Source organism: Candidatus Tokpelaia sp., from assembly GCF_008636115.1.
Lineage (GTDB): Bacteria > Pseudomonadota > Alphaproteobacteria > Rhizobiales > Rhizobiaceae > QLZD01.
Genome location: NZ_QLZD01000033.1, coordinates 403,054 through 423,276, shown reverse-complemented (window position 1 = coordinate 423,276; position 20,223 = coordinate 403,054). Strand labels below are relative to the sequence as shown.

Here is a 20,223-nt window from a genome sequence, read left to right as displayed (position 1 = left end):
CAGTTGGTGCGGGTATAGTCTCCAGGATTATAGAATAGGTTTGAGTGCTCAAGGCAGGGCAGCTAAACAGGCTGCCCTGCCTTGAGCCGAGCCTGTTTTGTCACTATGTGAATTGTGAGGATAAAAGAGTATGGACAGTCAAAATATCCGAATTCGTTTGAAGGCGTTTGACCATCGGATACTCGATGCTTCAATACAAGAAATTGTGTCGACGGCCAAGCGCACTGGCGCGGATATTCGCGGCCCTATTCCGCTGCCTACGCGAATTGAAAAATTTACGGTTAACCGGTCGCCTCATATTGATAAGAAAAGCCGTGAACAATTTGAGATGCGCACACATAAGCGTCTTCTTGATATTGTTGATCCGACACCGCAAACGGTAGATGCGCTGATGAAGCTTGATCTGTCTGCCGGTGTTGATGTCGAGATTAAGCTTTAGGCTTGAAACGGAAGGAATAAATCCGATGCGTTCAGGTGTGATTGCACAGAAATTGGGTATGACGCGCATTTATAATGATGCGGGTGAGCATGTCCCTGTGACAGTTCTGCGAATGGAGAATTGTCAGGTTGTGGCGCAACGAACAGTTGAGAAAAACGGTTATACGGCGGTTCAGCTTGGTGTTGGTCTGGCAAAAGCGAAAAACACAACAAAGCCGTTGCGTGGCCATTTTGCCGCGTCTTCGGTGGAGCCGAAAGCAAAATTGGCGGAATTTCGCGTTTCTCCCGAAAATCTTTTGGAAATCGGGGTAGAAATTACGGCGGAACATTTTGTGCCCGGGCAAAAGGTTGATGTAACGGGGACGAGCATTGGTAAGGGTTTTGCCGGTGTAATGAAGCGCCATAATTTTGGCGGGCACAGAGCTTCGCATGGTAATTCCATTACACATCGCGCTCATGGCTCTACCGGCCAGCGTCAGGATCCGGGCAAAGTCTTTAAAGGCAAAAAAATGGCCGGTCATATGGGCGATGTCCGGGTAACAACCCAAAATATTGAAATTGTCTCTACAGATGTAAATCGCGGTCTTATTCTTGTTCGCGGGGCTGTTCCGGGTTCTAAGGGCAGTTGGATTTTTGTCCGTGATGCGGTGAAATACAGCCTGCCCGAAAATGCGCCGAAGCCCGCCGCTTTGCGCAAATCTGCGGAAAGACAAGAGGTTGTCGCTAAAAAGATTATTGCTGAAACGCCCGCAGATGAGGGAGCCGAATAATGGATATAATAATCAATACATTTGACGGCAAAGAGGCGGGCAAATTGCAGCTTTCCGAATTTATTTTCGGTCTGGAGCCGAGAGAAGATATTTTGCAGCGCGTTGTGCGTTGGCAACTGGCTCGTCGTCAGCAGGGAACGCATCAGTCTCAGACACGTGCCGATGTGGCACGCACCGGCGCCAAAATGTATAAACAAAAAGGCACGGGGCGCGCCCGGCACTCTTCAGCCAGGGCGCCGCAATTCCGCGGCGGCGGCAAGGCGCATGGGCCGGTATCGCGTAATCATATTCACGATTTACCGAAAAAATTCCGTGCTTTGGGTCTGCGTCATGCACTTTCTGTTAAAGCTCGAGTAAAAGACTTGCTTATTATTGATGAATTCAATATTGCAGAAGGTAAGACGAAGATTCTGGCTTCAGCTTTGACAAAATTGAATATTGGTAATGCGCTCTTTATTGATGGAGCGGATATTAGTCCCGCTTTCAAGCAGGCTGCGCTTAATATTCCGAATATAGATATTCTCTCGGTGCGGGGAGCCAATGTTTATGATATTTTGCGTCGCGGCAAGCTGATTCTTTCAAGAGCCGCCGTTGAAGCTCTTGAGGAGAGGTTCAAATGATAGATATTCGCCATTATGATATTATTATAAGTCCGGTTATTACCGAGAAATCTACTATGGTTTCCGATAATAATCAGATGGTTTTTAAAGTGGCCGAGCGGGCGACAAAACCGGAGATCAAGGCTGCGGTTGAAGCTTTATTTGCCGTTAAGGTTAAAGCTGTCAATACTCTTATACGCAAAGGTAAGATGAAGCGCTTTAAAGGTTTTATCGGTCGGCAGAATAATGTGAAAAAAGCGGTCGTTACATTGGCTGATGGGCAGTCAATTGATCTTTCGGCCGCTATTTGAGTTGTGGTGGAGTAGGTAGAAATGGCGCTTAAGCATTTTAATCCAACCACGCCCGGTCAGCGTCAGCTTGTTATTGTTGATCGATCAGGCCTTTATAAAGGAAAGCCGGTAAAGTCTTTAACATGTGGGCTTGCTTCCAAGGGCGGTCGCAATAATGCCGGTCGTGTTACTGTGCGTTTTCGCGGCGGCGGTTGCAAGCGTTCTTATCGTATTATTGACTTTAAGCGCTTTAAACATGGTGTTTCCGCCAAGGTTGAGCGCATTGAATATGACCCTAACAGGACGGCTTTTATCGCCCTTATTCGCTATGAAGATGGTGAATTGAGCTATATTCTGGCGCCGCAGCGTTTGGCTGTGGGTGACTCGGTTACGGCTGGGGCAAGCGTTGATGTCAAGCCGGGCAATGCTATGCCGCTCAATGCCATGCCGGTTGGCTCTATTGTGCATAATATTGAGTTGAAACCTAAAAAAGGCGGTCAGATTGCTCGTTCGGCAGGTGCTTATGCGCAATTTGTCGGTCGCGATCGGGGAATGGCTATACTTCGGCTTAATTCCGGTGAACAGAGATTGGTTCCGGTTGAGTGTTTCGCGACAATTGGTGCCGTATCCAATACGGATCATGCCAATACTAACGATGGTAAGGCCGGGCGTTCGCGCTGGCGCGGCAGGCGTCCGCATGTTCGCGGTGTTGCCATGAATCCTGTTGATCACCCGCATGGTGGCGGTGAAGGACGCACATCGGGCGGTCGTCACCCGGTTTCTCCTTGGGGTAAGCCGACAAAAGGCAAAAAAACCCGTGCCAATAAGGCAACGGATAAATTCATTATGCGCTCGCGTCATCAGCGCAAAAAATAGAGAGGTAGTCTGAAGTGGCTCGTTCAGTATGGAAAGGACCGTTTGTCGATGGCTATATTCTCAAAAAAGCTGAGAAGGTACGCACAGGCGGCAGAAATGAAATAATTAAAATGTGGAGCAGACGTTCCACTATATTGCCGCAATTTGTCGGACTGACTTTCGGTGTTTATAATGGAAGCAAGCATGTGCCTGTTTCAATTACAGAGGAAATGATTGGCCATAAATTTGGTGAATTTGCTCCAACCCGGACGTATTACGGCCATGGTGCGGATAAAAAAGCGAAAAGGAAATAATAATGGGCAAAGCCAAGGCTTCGCGCCAGCTAAAAGATAATGAGGCAAAAGCTGTTGCGCGTACAATTCGCGTCAGCCCGCAAAAGCTTAACCTGGTTGCTGCCATGATACGCGGCAAAAAGGTTGATAATGCTCTGGCGGATCTCACATTTTCGCGCAAACGTATTTCTGCAACCGTTAAAAAAACTCTGGAATCGGCTATTGCCAATGCAGAAAATAATCATGATCTGGACGTGGATTCTTTGATTGTGGCAGAGGCTTATGTGGGTAAATCCATGGTCATGAAGAGGTTTCATGTTCGTGGTCGCGGGCGGGCCAGTCGTGTTGAGAGGCCGTTTTCTCATCTTACTGTAATTGTTCGTGAAGCGGCTGGAAAAGAGGAGAGTGCATAATGGGTCAGAAGATAAATCCTGTTGGATTGCGTCTTGGTGTCAACCGCACGTGGAATTCTCGCTGGTATGCCGATACAGGTGAATATGGCCGCCTCTTGCATGAAGATTTGCTGATTCGCAATTATCTGATGGATAAATTGAAAGCTGCCGGTATCGCCAAAGTCGTTATTGAACGTCCGCATAAGAAATGCCGGGTTACTATTTATTCGGCTCGTCCTGGTCTGATTATCGGCAAAAAAGGAGCGGATATTGACCGTTTGCGCCGTGATCTCGCCGCTATGACCAAATCAGATGCGTCTTTGAATATTGTGGAGATTCGTAAGCCTGAAATTGATGCCGCTTTAATAGCGCAATCCATTGCGCAGCAATTGGAGCGCCGCGTTGCTTTTCGCCGTGCCATGAAACGGGCGGTTCAATCGGCCATGCGCCTGGGGGCAGAGGGTATTCGTATCAATTGTTCAGGTCGCCTGGGCGGAGCAGAAATTGCTCGTATGGAATGGTATCGTGAAGGGCGGGTGCCGCTTCATACTTTACGCGCCGATGTTGACTATGCTACTGCAGCAGCAAAAACTGCTTATGGGATTTGCGGTGTTAAAGTTTGGGTGTTTAAAGGTGAAATTCTTGAGCATGATCCGATGGCTTCGGAGCGTCGGGCGCAAGAAAGCGATAATCAGGGAAATTTTTCAGGTCGCCGCCACGAAACAGCCTGATAATGTTGGATTAAGAGTTTTTTGGAGAGAGAACAATGTTGCAGCCTAAGCGCACAAAGTTCCGCAAACAGTTTAAGGGTCGTATTCACGGTAATGCGAAAGGTGGGACGGAGCTTAATTTCGGTGCTTTCGGTTTGAAAGCGCTCGAGCCGGAACGCGTTACTGCGCGTCAGATTGAGGCTGCCCGCCGTGCTATTACGCGGCATATGAAACGCGCCGGTCGTGTATGGATTCGCATTTTCCCAGATCTTCCGGTGACGGCAAAGCCTACAGAGGTTCGTATGGGTAAAGGTAAGGGCAGTGTCGAATATTGGGCTGCTCGTGTTGCTCCCGGGCGTATTATGTTTGAGCTTGACGGTGTTTCAGAAGATATAGCGCGTGAGGCTCTTCGTTTGGGAGCGGCGAAACTCCCGGTTAAAACGCGTTTTATCCAGCGTATTGCTGAGTAAAGGGATAAATGATGAAAGCCTCCGATATACGGGCAAAAACGCCTGATCAGTTGAGTGAAGAATTGGCCGGTTTGAAAAAAGAGCAGTTTAATTTGCGCTTTCAGAAAGCTACGGGTCAGTTGGAAAAGACAATGCGCATTAAGCAGGTTCGCCGTGATATTGCGCGTATTAAGACTATCACCCGCGAAATTGCGGGTAAAAGTCAGGCTTGAAGGAATTATTATGCCTAAACGTATTTTGCATGGCGTTGTTGTCAGCGATAAGAGTAATAAGACTGTTGTCGTAAAAGTGGAACGCCGTTATTCTCACCCTCTTTTGCAAAAAACGGTTCGTCAGTCCAAAAAATATAAAGCGCATGATGAGCACAATAAATTCAAGATTGGTGACGCTGTTGCTATCCAGGAAACGGCACCGATTTCAAAAGATAAACACTGGATTGTCGTTTCTGATAATGCAGTATAATGGAGCAGGCATAGATATTTTTGATAAATTTCGGATTTGTTGGGTCTCGAAGCTTTATTGAAAATATGAAATGTTTAGATCATGGTTTGACATGTATATTCAAATGTGGCAAAGGCATTTGAATAGCGGGATAAAAGAAGGCAGCCAGTCATGATACAGATGCAAACGAACCTTGACGTCGCTGATAATTCAGGCGCCCGTCGTGTTATGTGCATCAAGGTTTTGGGCGGTTCCAAGCGGAAATATGCTTCTATCGGCGATATTATTGTCGTTTCAGTGAAGGAAGCTATACCCAGGGGGCGTGTGAAAAAAGGCGATGTGATGAAGGCGGTTGTGGTGCGCACCGCCAAAGATGTGTGTCGGCCGGACGGCAGCGTTATCCGGTTTGACAAAAATGCTGCTGTCCTTATTGATAATAAAAAAGAGCCGATCGGTACGCGTATTTTTGGTCCGGTTCCGCGTGAGTTGCGTGCTAAAAATCACATGAAGATTATTTCGCTCGCTCCTGAAGTTTTGTGAGGAACATGTGATGCAGAAAATTCGTAAAGGCGATAAAATTATTGTTCTGGCCGGCAAAGATAAAGGAAAAACCGGCGAAGTCGTTAAGGTTAATCCAAAAGATCAAAATGCTTTGGTTCAAGGCCTTAATATGGTGAAGCGCCATCAGCGTCAGACGCAGAGTCAGGAAGCCGGCATTATTGTGAAAGAAGCTCCTATTCATGTGTCAAATCTGGCCATTGCCGATCCAAAAGACGGGAAGCCGACACGAATCGGTTTCCGTGTTGAAGCAGACGGCAAGAAAGTTCGTGTAGCCAAGCGTTCGGGAGAGTCGATTGATGGTTGAAACAAAAATTGAGCCGCGCTTAAAAAAGCATTATGACAATATTGTGCGTAAGTCTCTCCTTGAGAAATTTAATTATAAAAACAATATGCAAGTTCCGCGTATTGATAAAATTGTGATCAATATGGGGATTGGTGAGGCGGTTCTGGATTCGAAGAAGCCTGGTCGTGCGGCCGAGGATTTGGCTTTGATTGCCGGCCAAAAAGCTATTGTGACGCATGCGCGTAATTCTGTTGCCGGCTTCAAGGTTCGTGAATCTATGCCGATCGGAGCCAAGGTGACATTGCGCCGCGATCGCATGTATGAATTTTTGGATCGTCTGGTTACTATTGCTTTGCCCCGCGTCCGCGATTTTCGCGGTCTTAATCCAAAGAGCTTTGACGGTCGCGGTAATTTTGCGATGGGCTTAAAAGAGCATATTGTGTTTCCTGAGGTCAATTATGATAAAGTTGATCAGATTTGGGGTATGGATATTATCGTTTGTACGACAGCCGCAACTGATAATGAGGCGCGTGAATTATTGCGCGGCTTTAATTTTCCGTTTCGGGCGTAACGGCAAGCGTAGCGAGGTGTAAAAATGGCCAAGGTAAGTGCCGTACAAAAAAATAAGCATCGTCAGAATCTGGCGAAGGAATATGCAAATCGCCGTATGCGGTTGAAGGCGATTGTTATGGATCAGTCTTTGCCTTTGGACGAAAGGTTTAAAGCTTCTATTCGCCTGGCGGAATTGCCGCGTAACTCGGCCAGGAGTCGTATCCGCAATCGCTGTGAAGTGAGCGGACGTCCGCGCGCTTATTATCGCAAGTTAAAAATGTCCCGTATTGCTCTGCGGGAACTGGGTTCTCTCGGTTGTGTTCCGGGTCTTATAAAGTCAAGCTGGTAAGGAGAGGTAAATATGTCTGTTTCAGATCCTCTTGGCGATATGCTGACTCGTATTCGTAATGCGATAAGTCGCCGTAAAATGAAGGTTGTGACGCCCGCTTCCAAGTTGCGTGTGCATGTTTTGGAAGTTTTGCAGGCGGAAGGTTATATTCGCAGTTTCAGTCAGACTGATTTTGGTAATGGCAAGTCGGAAATTGAGATTGAACTGAAATATTATGAAAATATGCCGGTTATTCGTGAAATTGCACGTATATCAAGGCCGGGGCGGCGTGTTTATGTATCGGTGAAATCTATTCCGCATGTTGCTAATGGGCTGGGTATCTCGGTTCTTTCTACACCTAAAGGTGTGATGGCAGATCACGAGGCTCGCGAGCAGAATGTAGGCGGTGAGCTGCTTTGTCGGATTTTTTGAGTTTGAGTGTTCTGGGGCTGATGTAAGTTGGTTGAAACTTTACTTGTTTCCGGGTTTTTGAAACAGGCTGATTTTATTGAAGGCCGCTTAAGAATAGACGGATTAAATTAATGTCTCGTATTGGGAAAAGACCAATTCCGGTTCCTGCGGGTGTTACCGTGGAGGTTAAAGACCGGCTGGTAACAGCGAAAAGCGGCAAAGGGGAACTGCATTTTGTCGTAAATGATGAAATTCTTGTTGCGCTTGAAGATAATGCGGTTACTGTATCGCCGCGAAATCAGACAAAAGATGCGCGTTCCAAATGGGGAATGGCGCGGACTATGATTTCTAATATTATCGCCGGTGTTAAAGACGGTTGTGAGAAAAAGCTTGAAATCAGCGGTGTCGGTTATCGTGCTGCTATGCAAGGTAAAAATTTGCAGCTCTCTCTTGGTTTCAGCCATGAAGTGCTTTACCAGGTGCCCGAAGGTATCAATGTTACTGTACCGAAACCTACGGAAATTATTGTTTCCGGTATAAATTTGCAGCGTGTCGGGCAGGTCGCCGCTGAGATTCGTGAATATCGCGGCCCTGAGCCTTATAAAGGTAAAGGTATTCGTTATGCGGGTGAGCATATTGTCCGCAAAGAAGGTAAAAAGAAATAAGGGATTTCTGCTATGGCTTCGCGGAAGGAAATTTTGCAAAAACGGGCAATGCGCGTGCGCCATCGCCTCAAAAAGCTGGCAAATGGCCGCGTGAGATTGAGCATATATCGTTCTAATCAGAATATTTATGCTCAGCTCATTGATGATGCTAAAGGTGTGACACTTGTTTCGGCCTCTACAGCTGAGAGAGACACCAGAAAAGCATTGAAAGGCGGCTCAGATTGCGTTGCCGCTGCTGCTATCGGCAAATTAGTTGCTGAACGCGCTCTCGAGGCAGGTGTGCGCTTTGTTGTTTTTGACCGCGGTGCTTATATTTATCATGGTCGTATCAAGGCGTTGGCTGAGGCTGCGCGTGAGGCGGGATTGCAATTCTGATATTTCGCCCTGAATGTGAAATATAATAGCGGAATTTCTGCTTTATTTGAGTTAAGTGCTACCGGAAAAGAAAAAGGAATGAGGTAATGGCACAAAAAGAGCGTCATAAAGAAGAGCGGGAGAGTGAGTTTGTCGATAAGCTCGTTCATATTAACCGTGTGGCTAAGGTGGTTAAAGGCGGTCGTCGTTTTGGTTTCGCTGCTTTGGTTGTTGTCGGCGATCAAAAAGGCCGTGTCGGTTTTGGTCACGGAAAAGCACGTGAAGTGCCGGAAGCAATTCGTAAGGCTACTGAAGCAGCCAAGCATGAAATGATTTATGTTCCGCTTCATTCGGGGCGAACTTTGCATCACGATATTGAAGGTCGGCATGGAGCCGGTCGTGTTTTGCTGCGTTCTGCTCCTGCCGGTACCGGTATTATTGCCGGCGGCTCCATGCGTGCTGTTTTTGAAACGCTTGGCGTGCAAGATGTTGTTGCCAAATCACTTGGTTCGTCGAATCCATATAATATGGTTCGTGCGACATTTGATGCGTTAAAGCGTCAGTTACATCCGAAAGCTGTTTCAGCGCAGCGGGGTATTAAATATTCCGTATTGCAGGCGCGCCGTCAACATCTTATCGGAACTGAAGAATAATTCTTCCTAAGTGTAAAAGGATTGAGACATGGCTGAAAAAAAAGCGCAAACGGCGGGGACTGTGACTGTTGAGCAAACAGGCAGCGCAATTCGGCGCCCTGCAGATCAGCGGGCAACATTGATCGGCCTTGGATTAAATAAAATGCACCGCCGCAGGATTTTGGAGGATACGCCTTCTGTCCGCGGTATGATTGCGAAAGTCAGGCATTTGGTTCGAATTATTGAGTGATAATTGCTATTCGGAACATGTCAGGGCTACCGGGTATTTATTCCCCGGAATATTGCAGGAAATGCGGGAGATAATTTATGAAACTTAATCAGTTGCGCGATTTGGAGGGAGCTACAAAGGCTCGCAAACGCGTTGGTCGAGGTATCGGTTCAGGTAACGGTAAAACCGGCGGGCGTGGTGTTAAAGGCCAAAAGTCGCGTTCAGGTGTCGCTGTTAACGGTTTTGAAGGCGGCCAGATGCCGATTTATCGCCGTTTGCCCAAGCGTGGCTTTACAAATATTTTCGCCCGGAAATTTAATATTATTTCGCTTGATCGTGTTCAGAAAGCTGTTGATGCCGGTAAAATAGCAGCGGAGGACGTTGTGACGGCTGAGCTTTTAGAGAAAGCGGGCATTATCTCGTCTTTGAAAGACGGTGTTCGACTGCTTGGTGATGGCGCGTTGAAGGTTAAAATAAATTTTGAAATTGCAGGTGCTTCTAAAGCTGCTATTGCCAAAGTTGAAGAATTGGGCGGTGTTGTTAAGATTTTAGATAAAGCCGTGCCACAGCAGTAAAATACTGAATCGGGGGTTTAGGTTTTGTGCCTTAATTCCCGTGCTGGCTGCCAGGAGGGAGAGGCTGGTATCCAGGCTATATTGGGGGAAATTGTGGCTTTACTAAAATTCTCGCTCGACTATAATCAGTTTTCACTCTTTTCAGTGTGTAATACGCAGTTTTAGCTGGATCGCAATTCTCGCATTGGTGGAATTCTGTTCTGTATCGATAGATCTATGCCTGTTTTACCGGTTTATTGCCGTTAAACCTTAAATCGGAGGAAAGTGATGGCTTCTGCCGCTGAGCAACTCGCCTCAAATTTGAATTTTTCGGCTTTTTCACGGGCAAGTGATCTGAAAAAGCGCCTTTGGTTTACTTTGGGCGTTTTGTTAATTTGTCGTCTGGGGACATATATTCCCATGCCCGGCATTGACGCCGAGAATCTGCGCCGGGCTTTTGAGGCGCATTCTTCGGGAATGTTGGGCATGTTCGATGTCTTTTCCGGCGGTTCCGTCAGCCGCATGGCGATTTTTGCCCTGGGCATTATGCCTTATATTTCCGCCTCTATTATTATCCAGCTTTTGACTTCGGTTGTGCCTTCTTTGGAAGCTTTGAAAAAAGAAGGTGAGTCCGGGCGTAAAATTATTAACCAATATACACGTTACGGCACGGTTTTATTGGCGGTTATACAGGCCTACGGCATTAGTATAGGGCTGGAATCGGCGCGCGGCATTGTAACCGAGCCCGGCTGGTTTTTCCGATTTACTACGGTTATAACTCTGCTTGGCGGGACAATGTTTCTGATGTGGCTGGGTGAGCAAATTACCTCGCGCGGCATTGGTAACGGTATTTCATTGATTATTTTTTCCGGCATTGTCGCCGGTCTCCCTACTGCTGTTTATCAATTACTGGATCAAAGCAGCAAGGGTCAGCTTTCTCCATTATTTGTCGTCGGTATTTTTGTTTTTGCTGTCGCCGTTATCGCTGCCATTGTCTTTATGGAACGAGCACAACGCCGTATTTTAATTCAATACCCCAAGCGGCAGGTTGGGAATCGCATGTTTCAGGGCGACACATCGCATTTGCCGTTAAAATTGAATACGGCGGGCGTTATTCCGCCTATTTTTGCCTCTTCTCTGCTGCTTTTGCCGGCAACAATTCGCGGTTTTTCTGCCAATATGCCGCAATGGGCTGAAAATCTGGTCAATGCTTTAGGGCATGGGCAGCCGTTTTATATGCTGCTTTATGCTGCTTTAATGGTATTTTTCTGCTTTTTTTATACGGCTATTGTTTTTAATCCGAAAGATACTGCCGATCAACTTAAAAAGCATGGTGGTTTTATTCCGGGGATTCGCCCGGGGGAGCGGACTGCCGAGTATATAGATTATGTTTTAACGCGGGTCACGGCTGTTGGGGCTGTTTATATTGTCCTGGTTTGTCTTTTGCCTGAATTTATTGTTTCTGCCACCAAAGTTTCTCTGGCTTTGGGAGGAACCTCCCTACTGATTGTGGTGACCGTTACTCTGGATACGGTATCGCAGATACAGGGGCATTTGGTAGCTCACCAATATGAGGGATTGATTCGGAAATCCAGATTACGTGGGGGGAAGCGAAATAGATGAGGCTTGTTTTGTTGGGGGCACCGGGTGCAGGCAAAGGAACTCAGTCGGCAATTCTTGCCGGTAAATATGCTGTTCCGCAGCTCTCTACCGGCGATATGTTGCGTGCTGCGGTAGCTGCAGGAACGGAAACGGGAAAAAAGGCGCAAAATCTGATAAAGAATGGCGCTTTGGTTCCTGATGACATAGTTAATCGGATTGTTTTTGACCGTCTTGACGCATATGATTGCCAAAAAGGCTTTATCCTTGATGGTTATCCGCGAACTGTGGCACAGGCGCAGGCTTTGCAGCAGGTTTTGAGTGATAAAAATATAGCTTTAGATGCAGTGATAGAAATTAAGGCTGATGAGACAGCTCTGCTGAATCGAATGAAAAAACGTGCCGCTGAAACTCTGGCGCAAGGGGGAATGGTGCGTGCGGACGATAATCCTGAATCTTTTGCCAAACGTCTGGCGGAATATAAAAGGAAAACTTTGCCTTTATCGGAATATTATCGTGAGCAAAGGCAATTAAGAGAAGTGGACGGTATGGCGGATATTGCTGTTGTTACGGCCGAAATTGCTGCCATTCTTGAGGCTTGATGATTTATGAAGAATAAATAGCTGCAAATTATATGAAATAGCTTGACTTTTGTCCATAAATAGGCCAAAGACGGCTGGCTTCGTGTTCGTAATGTGATCGGGTTATGTCTTCCTGGTCGTTTTTGTAATTTGCGCGTAATGGCAGTGTCAAACAAATAAGGAGGACAGACGTGGCTCGTATTGCTGGCGTCAATATCCCGACAAATAAGCGTGTTATTATCGCGCTTCAATATATTCACGGGATAGGGGCAAAATTTGCCCAGGAAATTGTTGATAAAGTTCGTATTCCGGCCGAGCGCCGCGTGAATGAACTGACAGATGCGGAAGTTCTGCAAATTCGTGAGACGATTGATCGCGATTACCGTGTTGAAGGTGATTTGCGGCGTGAAGTCTCTATGAATATTAAGCGTTTGATGGATCTTGGGTGTTATCGCGGCCTGCGTCATCGCCGGTCATTGCCGGTTCGCGGTCAGCGGACGCATACAAATGCGCGGACGCGCAAAGGGCCGGCGAAAGCTATTGCCGGCAAGAAAAAATAAAAATGAATTTGTAAGGCAGGTCTGTCGGGGTTTTCCGGCGGGTGGGCTTTTGTTCTTGTAATGATATTTTCCTGAAGATTACTCTTTAAGAAAATTTCAGGGTGGAGCTGCCGGGAAAACGGCAGTGTTGAGATCGGAGAAAGATTGTGGCGAAAGAAGCGACGCGTATTCGTCGGCGTGAGCGTAAAAATATCGTATCAGGCGTGGCGCATGTTAATTCTACATTTAACAATACAATGATTACTATTACCGATGCGCAGGGCAATGCCGTTGCATGGTCTTCAGCCGGGGCGCAGGGTTTTAAAGGATCGCGTAAATCAACGCCTTTTGCGGCGCAAATTGCCGCCGAAGATTGCGCCAAGAAAGCGCAGGAACACGGCATGCGCTCTTTGGAGGTTGAGGTTTGCGGGCCGGGTTCGGGGCGCGAATCGGCGCTTCGGGCACTGCAGGCGGCGGGCTTCACCATTACTTCTATTCGCGATGTAACGCCTATTCCGCATAATGGCTGCCGTCCGCGTAAAAGACGCCGCGTTTAGTTTTTATATCCGGGTTTATCCGGAGTTCGTGCTGCATTTCACGATTGAATGGTGGTGTAGTCAAAGAACAGGATATTATTATGATTCAAAAAAACTGGCAAGAACTGATTAAGCCGAATAAAGTCAATTTTCGGACGCATGGTTCCCCTGATAAAGTGACTGTAATAGCCGAGCCGCTGGAGCGTGGTTTCGGCCTGACGCTGGGTAATGCGTTGCGCCGTGTATTATTGTCATCTTTGCGCGGGGCTGCGGTGGTGGCTGTGCAGATTGACGGCGTTTTGCATGAATTCTCTTCCATTCCCGGTATACGCGAAGATGTTATGGATATAATCCTGAACATTAAGGAGATAGCTCTGCGTATGGAAGGTGACGGCACAAAACGCTTGACTCTTCGCAAAGAGGGCCCTTGCACCGTAACTGCCGGTGATATTCAGACAGTTAATGATGTTGAAATTTTGAATCCGGATCATATTCTCTGCTCGCTTGATGAAGGCGCGGAAATTCGTATGGAGTTTACCATAGGCAGCGGCAAGGGCTATGTGCCGGCGGAGCGTAACCGCGGTGAAGATGCGGTTATCGGCTTTATTCCTGTTGACAGCCTTTATTCGCCTGTGCGCAAGGTTTCCTATAAAGTGGAAAATACGCGTGAAGGGCAGGTGCTGGATTATGACAAGCTGATTTTGACAGTTGAAACAAATGGTGCTGTCAGCGGTGAAGATGCGGTTGCTTTTGCCGCGCGTATCTTGCAGGATCAGCTTTCTGTTTTTGTCAATTTTGAAGAGCCGCAAAAAGACAGCCCGGCAGAGCAGGTTTCGGAATTGTCGTTTAACCCGGCTTTGCTCAAGAAAGTAGATGAGCTTGAGCTTTCGGTTCGCTCAGCCAACTGCCTGAAAAATGATAATATTGTTTATATTGGCGATCTCATTCAAAAAACTGAAGCGGAAATGTTGCGGACACCGAATTTCGGCCGTAAATCCCTGAATGAAATCAAGGAAGTTCTGGCTTCAATGGGGCTGCATCTGGGTATGGAAATTCCCGCTTGGCCGCCTGAGAATATTGACGATCTTGCCAAGCGTTATGAAGATCAGTATTAACCTGGGGTTTTGCTTGTCGGCAACCCAAATGTAGTAAAGGAGATAGCTTATGCGCCACGGTAAATCAGGTCGCAAGCTTAACCGGACAGCCAGCCATCGTAAGGCCATGTTTTCCAATATGGCTGCTTCTCTCATTGAGCATGAGCAGATTATGACGACTCTGCCTAAAGCCAGGGAAATTCGCCCGATCATTGAGAAACTGGTGACTTTGGGCAAACGGGGCGGCTTGCATGCGCGCCGCCGCGCTATTGCCGCCTTGCGCGATGCCAAACATGTCACGCGCCTTTTTGATATTATTGCGCCGCGTTATCTCGGCCGTAATGGTGGCTATTTGCGCATTATGAAAGCTGGTTTTCGTCAGGGCGATAATGCACCTATGGCGGTTATTGAATTTGTGGAACGCGATAATGAGGCAAAGGGTATTGCCGACCGCAAGCGTGTTGAAGCGGTTAAAGCCAAAGAAAATGAGGCAGCCTAGTTCCGCAATTATTTTGCCGAATATGAAAACCCGCTTCCTGGAGGGGAGCGGGTTTTTGCTATTATAGTCACTGTATCTCTGTCTTTAATCGGCTATTTTATCTGACTATAGCCGGAAATATGGTCTATTATACGAATTCTGTGCCGGAATTCTGCTTTATGAAATTTGTCGCAACAGATAGACTGTGTTTTTGAAAAAATGGGCTTTATTATATAATCAAGAGCAACGGAATCCATTTTGTAGCCGGCCTTGCCGCCAATATTATGGAAAGCCGGAAACTCAGTTGTGAGGCCTGACCATATGGTGCTTTTATTATAAGGGGCTTGGGGCTTTGAAGTAGGCGTTAATCGCGGGAAGAAAATTATAAACTTGTATAACGGGCAACAGACTAATGGCAGATTTATTTTCAACTGATGAGAGGCAAAAGCCGAAGCGGGAGGATAATTTGCCTGGATCTGAAACCGGCAGCACCCGGCAAGACAGGCCGCTGGCGGATAGAATGCGGCCGCAAAGCCTGGCTGAAGTGAGCGGACAAGAACATTTGACTGGTGAAAACGGTGTGTTAACGCGCCTATTGGCAGGGGGAGCGCCCGGCTCAATGATTTTCTGGGGGCCGCCGGGAAGCGGTAAAACAACAATAGCGCGCTTATTGGCAAAAAATACGGTGCTGGAATTTGCTCAAATATCCGCTGTTTTTTCCGGTGTGGCTGAGCTTAAAAAATTATTCGAGCGCGCCAAAGCCCAATATACGGCCACAGGCCGCGGCACATTATTATTTGTCGATGAAATTCACCGCTTTAACCGCACGCAGCAGGATAGTTTTTTACCGGTTATGGAAGATGGAACAATTATTTTGATTGGAGCAACAACAGAAAATCCGTCTTTTGCCTTGAATACGGCGCTATTATCACGCGCTCGCGTTCTGAATTTTCACCGTCATGATGAAACAAGCCTGGAGCTTTTGCTGGCGCGGGCGGAGGAGCGGCAGGGCAAAAAACTGCCGCTGGATAAAGAGGCGCGTGCCGTTTTAATCCGCCTGGCAGATGGCGATGCGCGCGCTGTTTTAAGCCTGGCGGAGGAAGTGGAACGCGCCGCCCGGCCGGGTGAAATATTAACTGCGGAACAGATACAGGTAATTTTGCAAAGACGCGCCCCTGTTTATGATAAAAATCAGGACGGCCATTATAATCTGATTTCCGCTTTGCATAAATCCGTGCGCGGTTCAGATGCCGATGCGGCGCTTTATTATCTGGCGCGCATGTTTGATGCCGGTGAGGATCCACTTTATATTGGGCGGCGCCTGGTGCGTATGGCGGTAGAAGATATTGGTCTGGCGGATCCGCAGGCTTTGATTATTGCCAATGCCGCCAAAGATGCTTATTATTATCTCGGTTCGCCGGAAGGAGAGCTGGCCTTGACCGAAGCCTGCCTTTATCTGGCCTGCGCGCCGAAATCCAATGCTGTTTATCTGGCGCATAAAAATGCCATGCGCAGTGCGCGTGATAATGGCTCTTTGCTGCCGCCTAAGCATGTTTTAAATGCGCCGACACAATTCATGAAAAATCAGGGTTACGGCAAAAATTATCGCTATGATCATGATGAGCCGGAGGCTTTTTCCGGGCAGAATTATTTTCCTGAAAGCATGGAAAGACAAAATTATTATCAACCGGCTCCGCGCGGCTTTGAAAAAGAAATTGCCAAAAGGCTGGAATGGTGGGATAGCAGGCGCCGTAAGCAGACAAAAGCGGATTAGCAGTTTTTGCCGGCAGATTTTAAAACCGGCGGGGGCCCCGGTAGCACAAAGCTGGGGGAATGCTGAAAAAATTCTGTATCGCTGTGATGGCTGCCGGTTTGCCGCGGGGTGCATGATAACCAATCCTTATTACAGGGGAAAGCAAAATTTCCAACACTGCCAAGGGCGCGGCTCTGGGTGCCGGTAGCGGTGCTTTGGCAGATTACTGGCTGGCAGCTCATATAATGCGCGGCGCAATGCTGTTTTGATTGGTGCCGCTCCCGGGGCATTGACAGACGGTCTTGCCGGTCAGTATATGGATAGACAAAAGATGGAATTGCGGACGCAACTGTAAGGCAGCGGTGTTTTGGTTGCCTGGAACGGCGATCATATTATTTTAAATATGCCGAGTACTGTCGCCTTCAACGCAAATCAGGATTCTATCAAGGTGCAATTTTACCGCCGGCTTGATTCTGTGGCGCCAGTGTTGAAAAATACAATAAATCTCTGATTGATGTTTTCAGCTATACGGATTCCACCGGCGCTGCTGCTTATAATCAGGCTTTGTCAGAATGCCGCGCAGCTTCCGCGGCGCAATATCTCAGAGTCTCAGAGCATAGATAAACGCCGTTTGTCACTTATCGATTATGGCGCCGGCAATACTGTAACCGGCAATGCCGGCGAGGGCCGGGCTGGCACAAAATCGCCGTGTCGAAATTCAGATTTCGCCGTTGCGGGCCGGTTAGCCCGGCCGCAGCCTGATTGCGCGCGAGCGAAAAATGAGAGGATTTCGGTGGAAAACTTTTTATCTTCTTGTCAATACAGAACATAACAGGCAGATATAAACAGCCGCGACCGGAGTATTACGGGCTTTTGAGAACAATGCCCGGCGGGCTTCTTTATGTATTCAGGCACAAAGAGCGTTCGCGCCGTCAGGTGAGCGGAATATGGAATTAACGCTATGATTCAAAACACCTTGCGGCCTGCTGAGGATAAAAAAATGGACAAATCGAAAGCTTTAGAGGCTGCTCTGTCACAAATTGAGCGTGCTTTCGGCAAAGGTTCCATTATGCGTCTGGGGCATAATGAAAATGTGGTGGAAATTGAGACTATACCGACCGGGTCGCTGTCATTGGATATTGCTCTGGGGGTTGGCGGTTTGCCCAAAGGGCGGATTGTTGAAATTTACGGGCCTGAAAGCTCGGGCAAAACGACTTTGGCCTTGCACACTATTGCCGAAGCGCAAAAGCGCGGCGGTACTTGCGCTTTTGTTGATGCCGAACATGCTCTTGATCCTGTTTATGCGCGCAAATTGGGCGTAGATCTGGATAATTTGCTGATTTCACAGCCTGACACAGGGGAGCAGGCGCTGGAAATTACTGATACTTTGGTGCGTTCGGGCGCGATGGACGTTTTGGTTATTGATTCCGTGGCGGCTCTGGTGCCGCGGGCGGAAATTGAAGGTGAAATGGGTGATGCTTTGCCCGGTTTGCAGGCGCGGCTGATGAGCCAGGCTTTGCGCAAGCTGACAGCCTCTATTTCCCGCTCAAACTGCATGGTTATTTTCATCAATCAAATCCGCATGAAAATTGGCGTTATGTTTGGTTCGCCTGAAACAACGACCGGCGGCAATGCGTTGAAATTTTATGCTTCTGTCCGTTTGGATATTCGCCGTATTGGGGCGTTGAAAGATCGTGATGAAGTGGTGGGGAATCAGACACGGGTAAAAGTCGTCAAAAACAAATTGGCGCCGCCTTTCAAACAGGTTGAGTTTGATATTATGTATGGTGAAGGTGTCTCTCATGTCGGTGAATTGATTGATTTGGGGGTGAAGGCCGGTATTGTCGAAAAAGCGGGCGCCTGGTTTTCTTATAATTCGCAGCGTTTGGGGCAGGGGCGAGAAAATGCCAAGCAATATTTGCGGGAAAATGCTAATATTGCTCAGGAAATTGAGCTGGCCTTGCGGCAAAATGCCGGCCTGATTGCTGATAAATTTCTGGAAAATACCGGGGAAGAAGATGAAACGGCAGAGAATCTTGCGGGTTGAGGTATTTGCTGCTGCCAATATATTTCCGGTGTCTTTGGCGCGTGGTTTTATGAAAACGGGGTGGTGGGTTTTTGTAATTTTGCTTCTTGCCTTCAGGCGGCCGTAAATTTCTCTTGGGGTCACGGCTTGCAATAGCAATCTATTTTGTGATCGCCCTGTTTTTCTTGCTTTTTTCTTTTTCTCCTTGTCTTTTTGCGGAAGGGTTTCGGCTAAAGACTCCCCTTCTGCCTTTACCGCAGAGCTGCAGATTTTAGCGGCAAGGCCCTGCCGCCCGGCCTGTATTTTAGTCTCATATTTTGAAAATATTTCTCCGGCTGCAATGCGCTGTGAATCTTTTTATTTCCTGCAAAGCAATAGGCCAAATTTTAACATTCAAGTAACAATGCCGTGATTTAATAGCCGCATCTATAGCGTATTTTTGTCACGGGTGAAGTTTGAGATGAGTTTAAAGCAGTTTAACAGGGTATCTTGTCTTTATAAAAGCGGCGTTGCCGTTTTACTCATAGCGGGGGTGTTAACAGGCTGTAGTTCTGATTTTTCCCGTTTTACTGACGGTCTTACAAAATCCTCTGCCTCTTCTGCCAATAAAGCTCAAAATAAAGCGAATGAAGCTTACCCGCCGGCGCCGCAAAAAAATGCCTATGGCAAAGTGGAAAGTGATACATTGGCGCCGCCCGCTGACACTGTTGTAATGACAGAGAATGAGTCTGAAACCGGTGATGATTTTTCCACGCGTGACATGGCGCAACATTCCGCCACTCAGCAATTTGCCGACAAAAAAAGCAATGCGACAGCGGCCGGCGCGGCGGCGCTCTCTGCCCGCAAGGCAGTTTATACTGTTCAGGCAGGTGATAATTTAACCGGCATTGCCCGGCGCCATAATGTGACTGTGGCGGCTATTAAGCGCGATAATGCTTTGGATAGTGATAAAATCCTTATTGGTCAGAAATTGACTATTGCCGGCGGCACGGCAGCGATTGCTGCCGCGGCTGATAAACCGGCTGCAACAGGCAAAATCAGCCATAATATTCCCACACCTGTATCGGAGCCGATTGCTCCGCTGCAAGAAGCAGCTCAGGCCGATGAGAGCGAGGCAACAAATGGCGGCAATGCGGCCAGGCCGGCAGAAAACACGGCAGAAAATACTATAAAGCCGGTAGGGCAAAGTGATAATCCTGGCAAAGAAGCCGTAAAAGCAGGCAGTGACACGGCGACTGCTGCTAGTGTCGACACTGCTGCAAATAGTGGCAAGGCCGCGACACTTACCGGTACACAAACGAGCAGCGCTACAGTGCCGGCCGAGGCGAGCGCTGGTACAGATAAAAATAAAAAAGCAGAAACTGCGGCGGCTATGCTGTGGCCGGTCAAAGGCAATATTATCAGTTCTTATGGCCAGCGCACCGGCACCAGCACCAATGACGGTATAGATATTGCCGTGCCTGAAGGCACGAAAGTGAAGGCTGCCGATAAAGGTATTGTTATTTATGCCGGTGACGGTTTAAAGGAATTCGGCAATACAATTCTGATTCGCCATGATGACAATATAGTGACCGTTTACGGCCACAACAGCAAGCTGCTGGTGCAGCGCGGCCAACAAGTGGAACGCGATGAAGATATTGCTTTATCCGGCAGCTCAGGCAATGCCTCTGTCGCGAAATTGCATTTTGAAGTGCGCAAAAATTCTTCCCCGGTTAATCCAATGAAATATTTGTCTCCGGCCGGTCAATTATAGCTTCTCCTTTATATTTTGAGTCTAAAAGGGCTTTCTT

General features: G+C 47.7%; 30 protein-coding genes and 1 pseudogene. All 31 read left to right on the top strand.

All coding sequences use genetic code 11. From position 1 onward, the window contains the following. Positions 1-130: 130 nt before the first annotated feature. Entirely contained in the window at positions 131-439 is a 309-nt protein-coding gene (rpsJ, locus tag DPQ22_RS07805) for a 30S ribosomal protein S10 (RefSeq protein ID WP_150214770.1), read from the top strand. Between the two features lie 25 nt (positions 440-464). Beyond that, positions 465-1,208, top strand: coding sequence for a 50S ribosomal protein L3 (rplC, locus tag DPQ22_RS07800; RefSeq protein WP_150214768.1), 744 nt, complete (start codon positions 465-467; stop codon positions 1,206-1,208). Beyond that, positions 1,208-1,828, top strand: a complete 621-nt coding sequence (rplD, locus tag DPQ22_RS07795; RefSeq protein WP_150214765.1) for a 50S ribosomal protein L4 — start codon at positions 1,208-1,210, stop codon at positions 1,826-1,828. Before rplC ends, rplD begins: the two co-directional genes overlap by 1 nt. Further along, positions 1,825-2,118 (top strand): 50S ribosomal protein L23, encoded by a 294-nt coding sequence (locus DPQ22_RS07790; protein ID WP_150214763.1) that lies wholly within the window; start codon positions 1,825-1,827, stop codon positions 2,116-2,118. Before rplD ends, DPQ22_RS07790 begins: the two co-directional genes overlap by 4 nt. Before the next feature lie 21 nt (positions 2,119-2,139). Beyond that, positions 2,140-2,973 (top strand): 50S ribosomal protein L2, encoded by an 834-nt coding sequence (rplB, locus tag DPQ22_RS07785; protein ID WP_150214761.1) that lies wholly within the window; start codon positions 2,140-2,142, stop codon positions 2,971-2,973. A gap of 14 nt (positions 2,974-2,987) precedes the next feature. Continuing rightward, positions 2,988-3,266 (top strand): 30S ribosomal protein S19, encoded by a 279-nt coding sequence (rpsS, locus tag DPQ22_RS07780; protein ID WP_150214759.1) that lies wholly within the window; start codon positions 2,988-2,990, stop codon positions 3,264-3,266. A gap of 2 nt (positions 3,267-3,268) precedes the next feature. Beyond that, positions 3,269-3,658, top strand: coding sequence for a 50S ribosomal protein L22 (gene rplV / locus DPQ22_RS07775; protein WP_150214756.1), 390 nt, complete (start codon positions 3,269-3,271; stop codon positions 3,656-3,658). Continuing rightward, the gene (gene rpsC / locus DPQ22_RS07770) at positions 3,658-4,368 is read left to right on the top strand and encodes a 30S ribosomal protein S3 (protein WP_150214755.1); all 711 of its coding nucleotides are present in this window, start codon (positions 3,658-3,660) and stop codon (positions 4,366-4,368) included. The genes rplV and rpsC overlap by 1 nt, the downstream gene beginning before the upstream one ends. A gap of 35 nt (positions 4,369-4,403) precedes the next feature. Beyond that, a complete protein-coding gene (gene rplP / locus DPQ22_RS07765; RefSeq protein ID WP_150214753.1) occupies positions 4,404-4,817 on the top strand; it encodes a 50S ribosomal protein L16 in 414 nt (137 codons plus the stop codon). An 11-nt stretch (positions 4,818-4,828) separates the two neighbouring features. Then, positions 4,829-5,029: a 50S ribosomal protein L29 gene (gene rpmC / locus DPQ22_RS07760; RefSeq protein WP_150214874.1), complete on the top strand. Its 201-nt coding sequence runs from the start codon at positions 4,829-4,831 to the stop codon at positions 5,027-5,029. Between the two features lie 10 nt (positions 5,030-5,039). Continuing rightward, a complete protein-coding gene (rpsQ, locus tag DPQ22_RS07755; RefSeq protein WP_150214752.1) occupies positions 5,040-5,279 on the top strand; it encodes a 30S ribosomal protein S17 in 240 nt (79 codons plus the stop codon). A 150-nt stretch (positions 5,280-5,429) separates the two neighbouring features. After that, positions 5,430-5,798: a 50S ribosomal protein L14 gene (gene rplN / locus DPQ22_RS07750; protein WP_150214749.1), complete on the top strand. Its 369-nt coding sequence runs from the start codon at positions 5,430-5,432 to the stop codon at positions 5,796-5,798. Between the two features lie 10 nt (positions 5,799-5,808). Next, a complete protein-coding gene (rplX, locus tag DPQ22_RS07745; RefSeq protein WP_150214747.1) occupies positions 5,809-6,123 on the top strand; it encodes a 50S ribosomal protein L24 in 315 nt (104 codons plus the stop codon). Further along, complete coding sequence (rplE, locus tag DPQ22_RS07740; RefSeq protein ID WP_150214872.1) at positions 6,116-6,673, top strand: 50S ribosomal protein L5; 558 nt, start codon at positions 6,116-6,118, stop codon at positions 6,671-6,673. The genes rplX and rplE overlap by 8 nt, the downstream gene beginning before the upstream one ends. A 24-nt stretch (positions 6,674-6,697) precedes the next feature. Further along, positions 6,698-7,003: a 30S ribosomal protein S14 gene (rpsN, locus tag DPQ22_RS07735; protein ID WP_150214745.1), complete on the top strand. Its 306-nt coding sequence runs from the start codon at positions 6,698-6,700 to the stop codon at positions 7,001-7,003. Between the two features lie 12 nt (positions 7,004-7,015). Beyond that, positions 7,016-7,414, top strand: coding sequence for a 30S ribosomal protein S8 (gene rpsH / locus DPQ22_RS07730; RefSeq protein ID WP_150214743.1), 399 nt, complete (start codon positions 7,016-7,018; stop codon positions 7,412-7,414). 110 nt (positions 7,415-7,524) lie between these two features. Further along, a complete protein-coding gene (gene rplF / locus DPQ22_RS07725; RefSeq protein ID WP_150214741.1) occupies positions 7,525-8,058 on the top strand; it encodes a 50S ribosomal protein L6 in 534 nt (177 codons plus the stop codon). 12 nt (positions 8,059-8,070) lie between these two features. Then, positions 8,071-8,433: a 50S ribosomal protein L18 gene (rplR, locus tag DPQ22_RS07720; RefSeq protein ID WP_150214739.1), complete on the top strand. Its 363-nt coding sequence runs from the start codon at positions 8,071-8,073 to the stop codon at positions 8,431-8,433. 86 nt (positions 8,434-8,519) lie between these two features. Then, a complete protein-coding gene (rpsE, locus tag DPQ22_RS07715) occupies positions 8,520-9,065 on the top strand; it encodes a 30S ribosomal protein S5 (protein WP_150214737.1) in 546 nt (181 codons plus the stop codon). Between the two features lie 28 nt (positions 9,066-9,093). Beyond that, positions 9,094-9,294, top strand: coding sequence for a 50S ribosomal protein L30 (gene rpmD, locus DPQ22_RS07710; RefSeq protein ID WP_150214735.1), 201 nt, complete (start codon positions 9,094-9,096; stop codon positions 9,292-9,294). Between the two features lie 77 nt (positions 9,295-9,371). Then, positions 9,372-9,848, top strand: coding sequence for a 50S ribosomal protein L15 (gene rplO / locus DPQ22_RS07705; protein WP_150214733.1), 477 nt, complete (start codon positions 9,372-9,374; stop codon positions 9,846-9,848). Positions 9,849-10,115: 267 nt separating this feature from the next. After that, positions 10,116-11,450: a preprotein translocase subunit SecY gene (gene secY, locus DPQ22_RS07700; protein ID WP_150214730.1), complete on the top strand. Its 1,335-nt coding sequence runs from the start codon at positions 10,116-10,118 to the stop codon at positions 11,448-11,450. Beyond that, positions 11,447-12,028, top strand: a complete 582-nt coding sequence (locus tag DPQ22_RS07695; protein WP_150214728.1) for an adenylate kinase — start codon at positions 11,447-11,449, stop codon at positions 12,026-12,028. The genes secY and DPQ22_RS07695 overlap by 4 nt, the downstream gene beginning before the upstream one ends. A 170-nt stretch (positions 12,029-12,198) precedes the next feature. Beyond that, positions 12,199-12,567 (top strand): 30S ribosomal protein S13, encoded by a 369-nt coding sequence (rpsM, locus tag DPQ22_RS07690; protein WP_150214726.1) that lies wholly within the window; start codon positions 12,199-12,201, stop codon positions 12,565-12,567. A gap of 146 nt (positions 12,568-12,713) precedes the next feature. Continuing rightward, positions 12,714-13,103: a 30S ribosomal protein S11 gene (gene rpsK / locus DPQ22_RS07685; RefSeq protein WP_150214725.1), complete on the top strand. Its 390-nt coding sequence runs from the start codon at positions 12,714-12,716 to the stop codon at positions 13,101-13,103. 80 nt (positions 13,104-13,183) lie between these two features. Next, positions 13,184-14,197 (top strand): DNA-directed RNA polymerase subunit alpha, encoded by a 1,014-nt coding sequence (locus tag DPQ22_RS07680; RefSeq protein WP_150214723.1) that lies wholly within the window; start codon positions 13,184-13,186, stop codon positions 14,195-14,197. A 49-nt stretch (positions 14,198-14,246) separates the two neighbouring features. Next, a complete protein-coding gene (gene rplQ / locus DPQ22_RS07675; RefSeq protein ID WP_150214721.1) occupies positions 14,247-14,675 on the top strand; it encodes a 50S ribosomal protein L17 in 429 nt (142 codons plus the stop codon). Positions 14,676-15,066: 391 nt separating this feature from the next. Next, positions 15,067-16,428, top strand: coding sequence for a replication-associated recombination protein A (locus DPQ22_RS07670; RefSeq protein ID WP_150214719.1), 1,362 nt, complete (start codon positions 15,067-15,069; stop codon positions 16,426-16,428). Between the two features lie 59 nt (positions 16,429-16,487). Continuing rightward, positions 16,488-17,153: pseudogene (locus DPQ22_RS07665) on the top strand (OmpA family protein). Between the two features lie 215 nt (positions 17,154-17,368). Beyond that, entirely contained in the window at positions 17,369-18,454 is a 1,086-nt protein-coding gene (recA, locus tag DPQ22_RS07660; RefSeq protein WP_150214717.1) for a recombinase RecA, read from the top strand. A 439-nt stretch (positions 18,455-18,893) separates the two neighbouring features. Continuing rightward, a complete protein-coding gene (locus tag DPQ22_RS07655; protein ID WP_150214715.1) occupies positions 18,894-20,186 on the top strand; it encodes a M23 family metallopeptidase in 1,293 nt (430 codons plus the stop codon). Positions 20,187-20,223 lie beyond the last annotated feature (37 nt).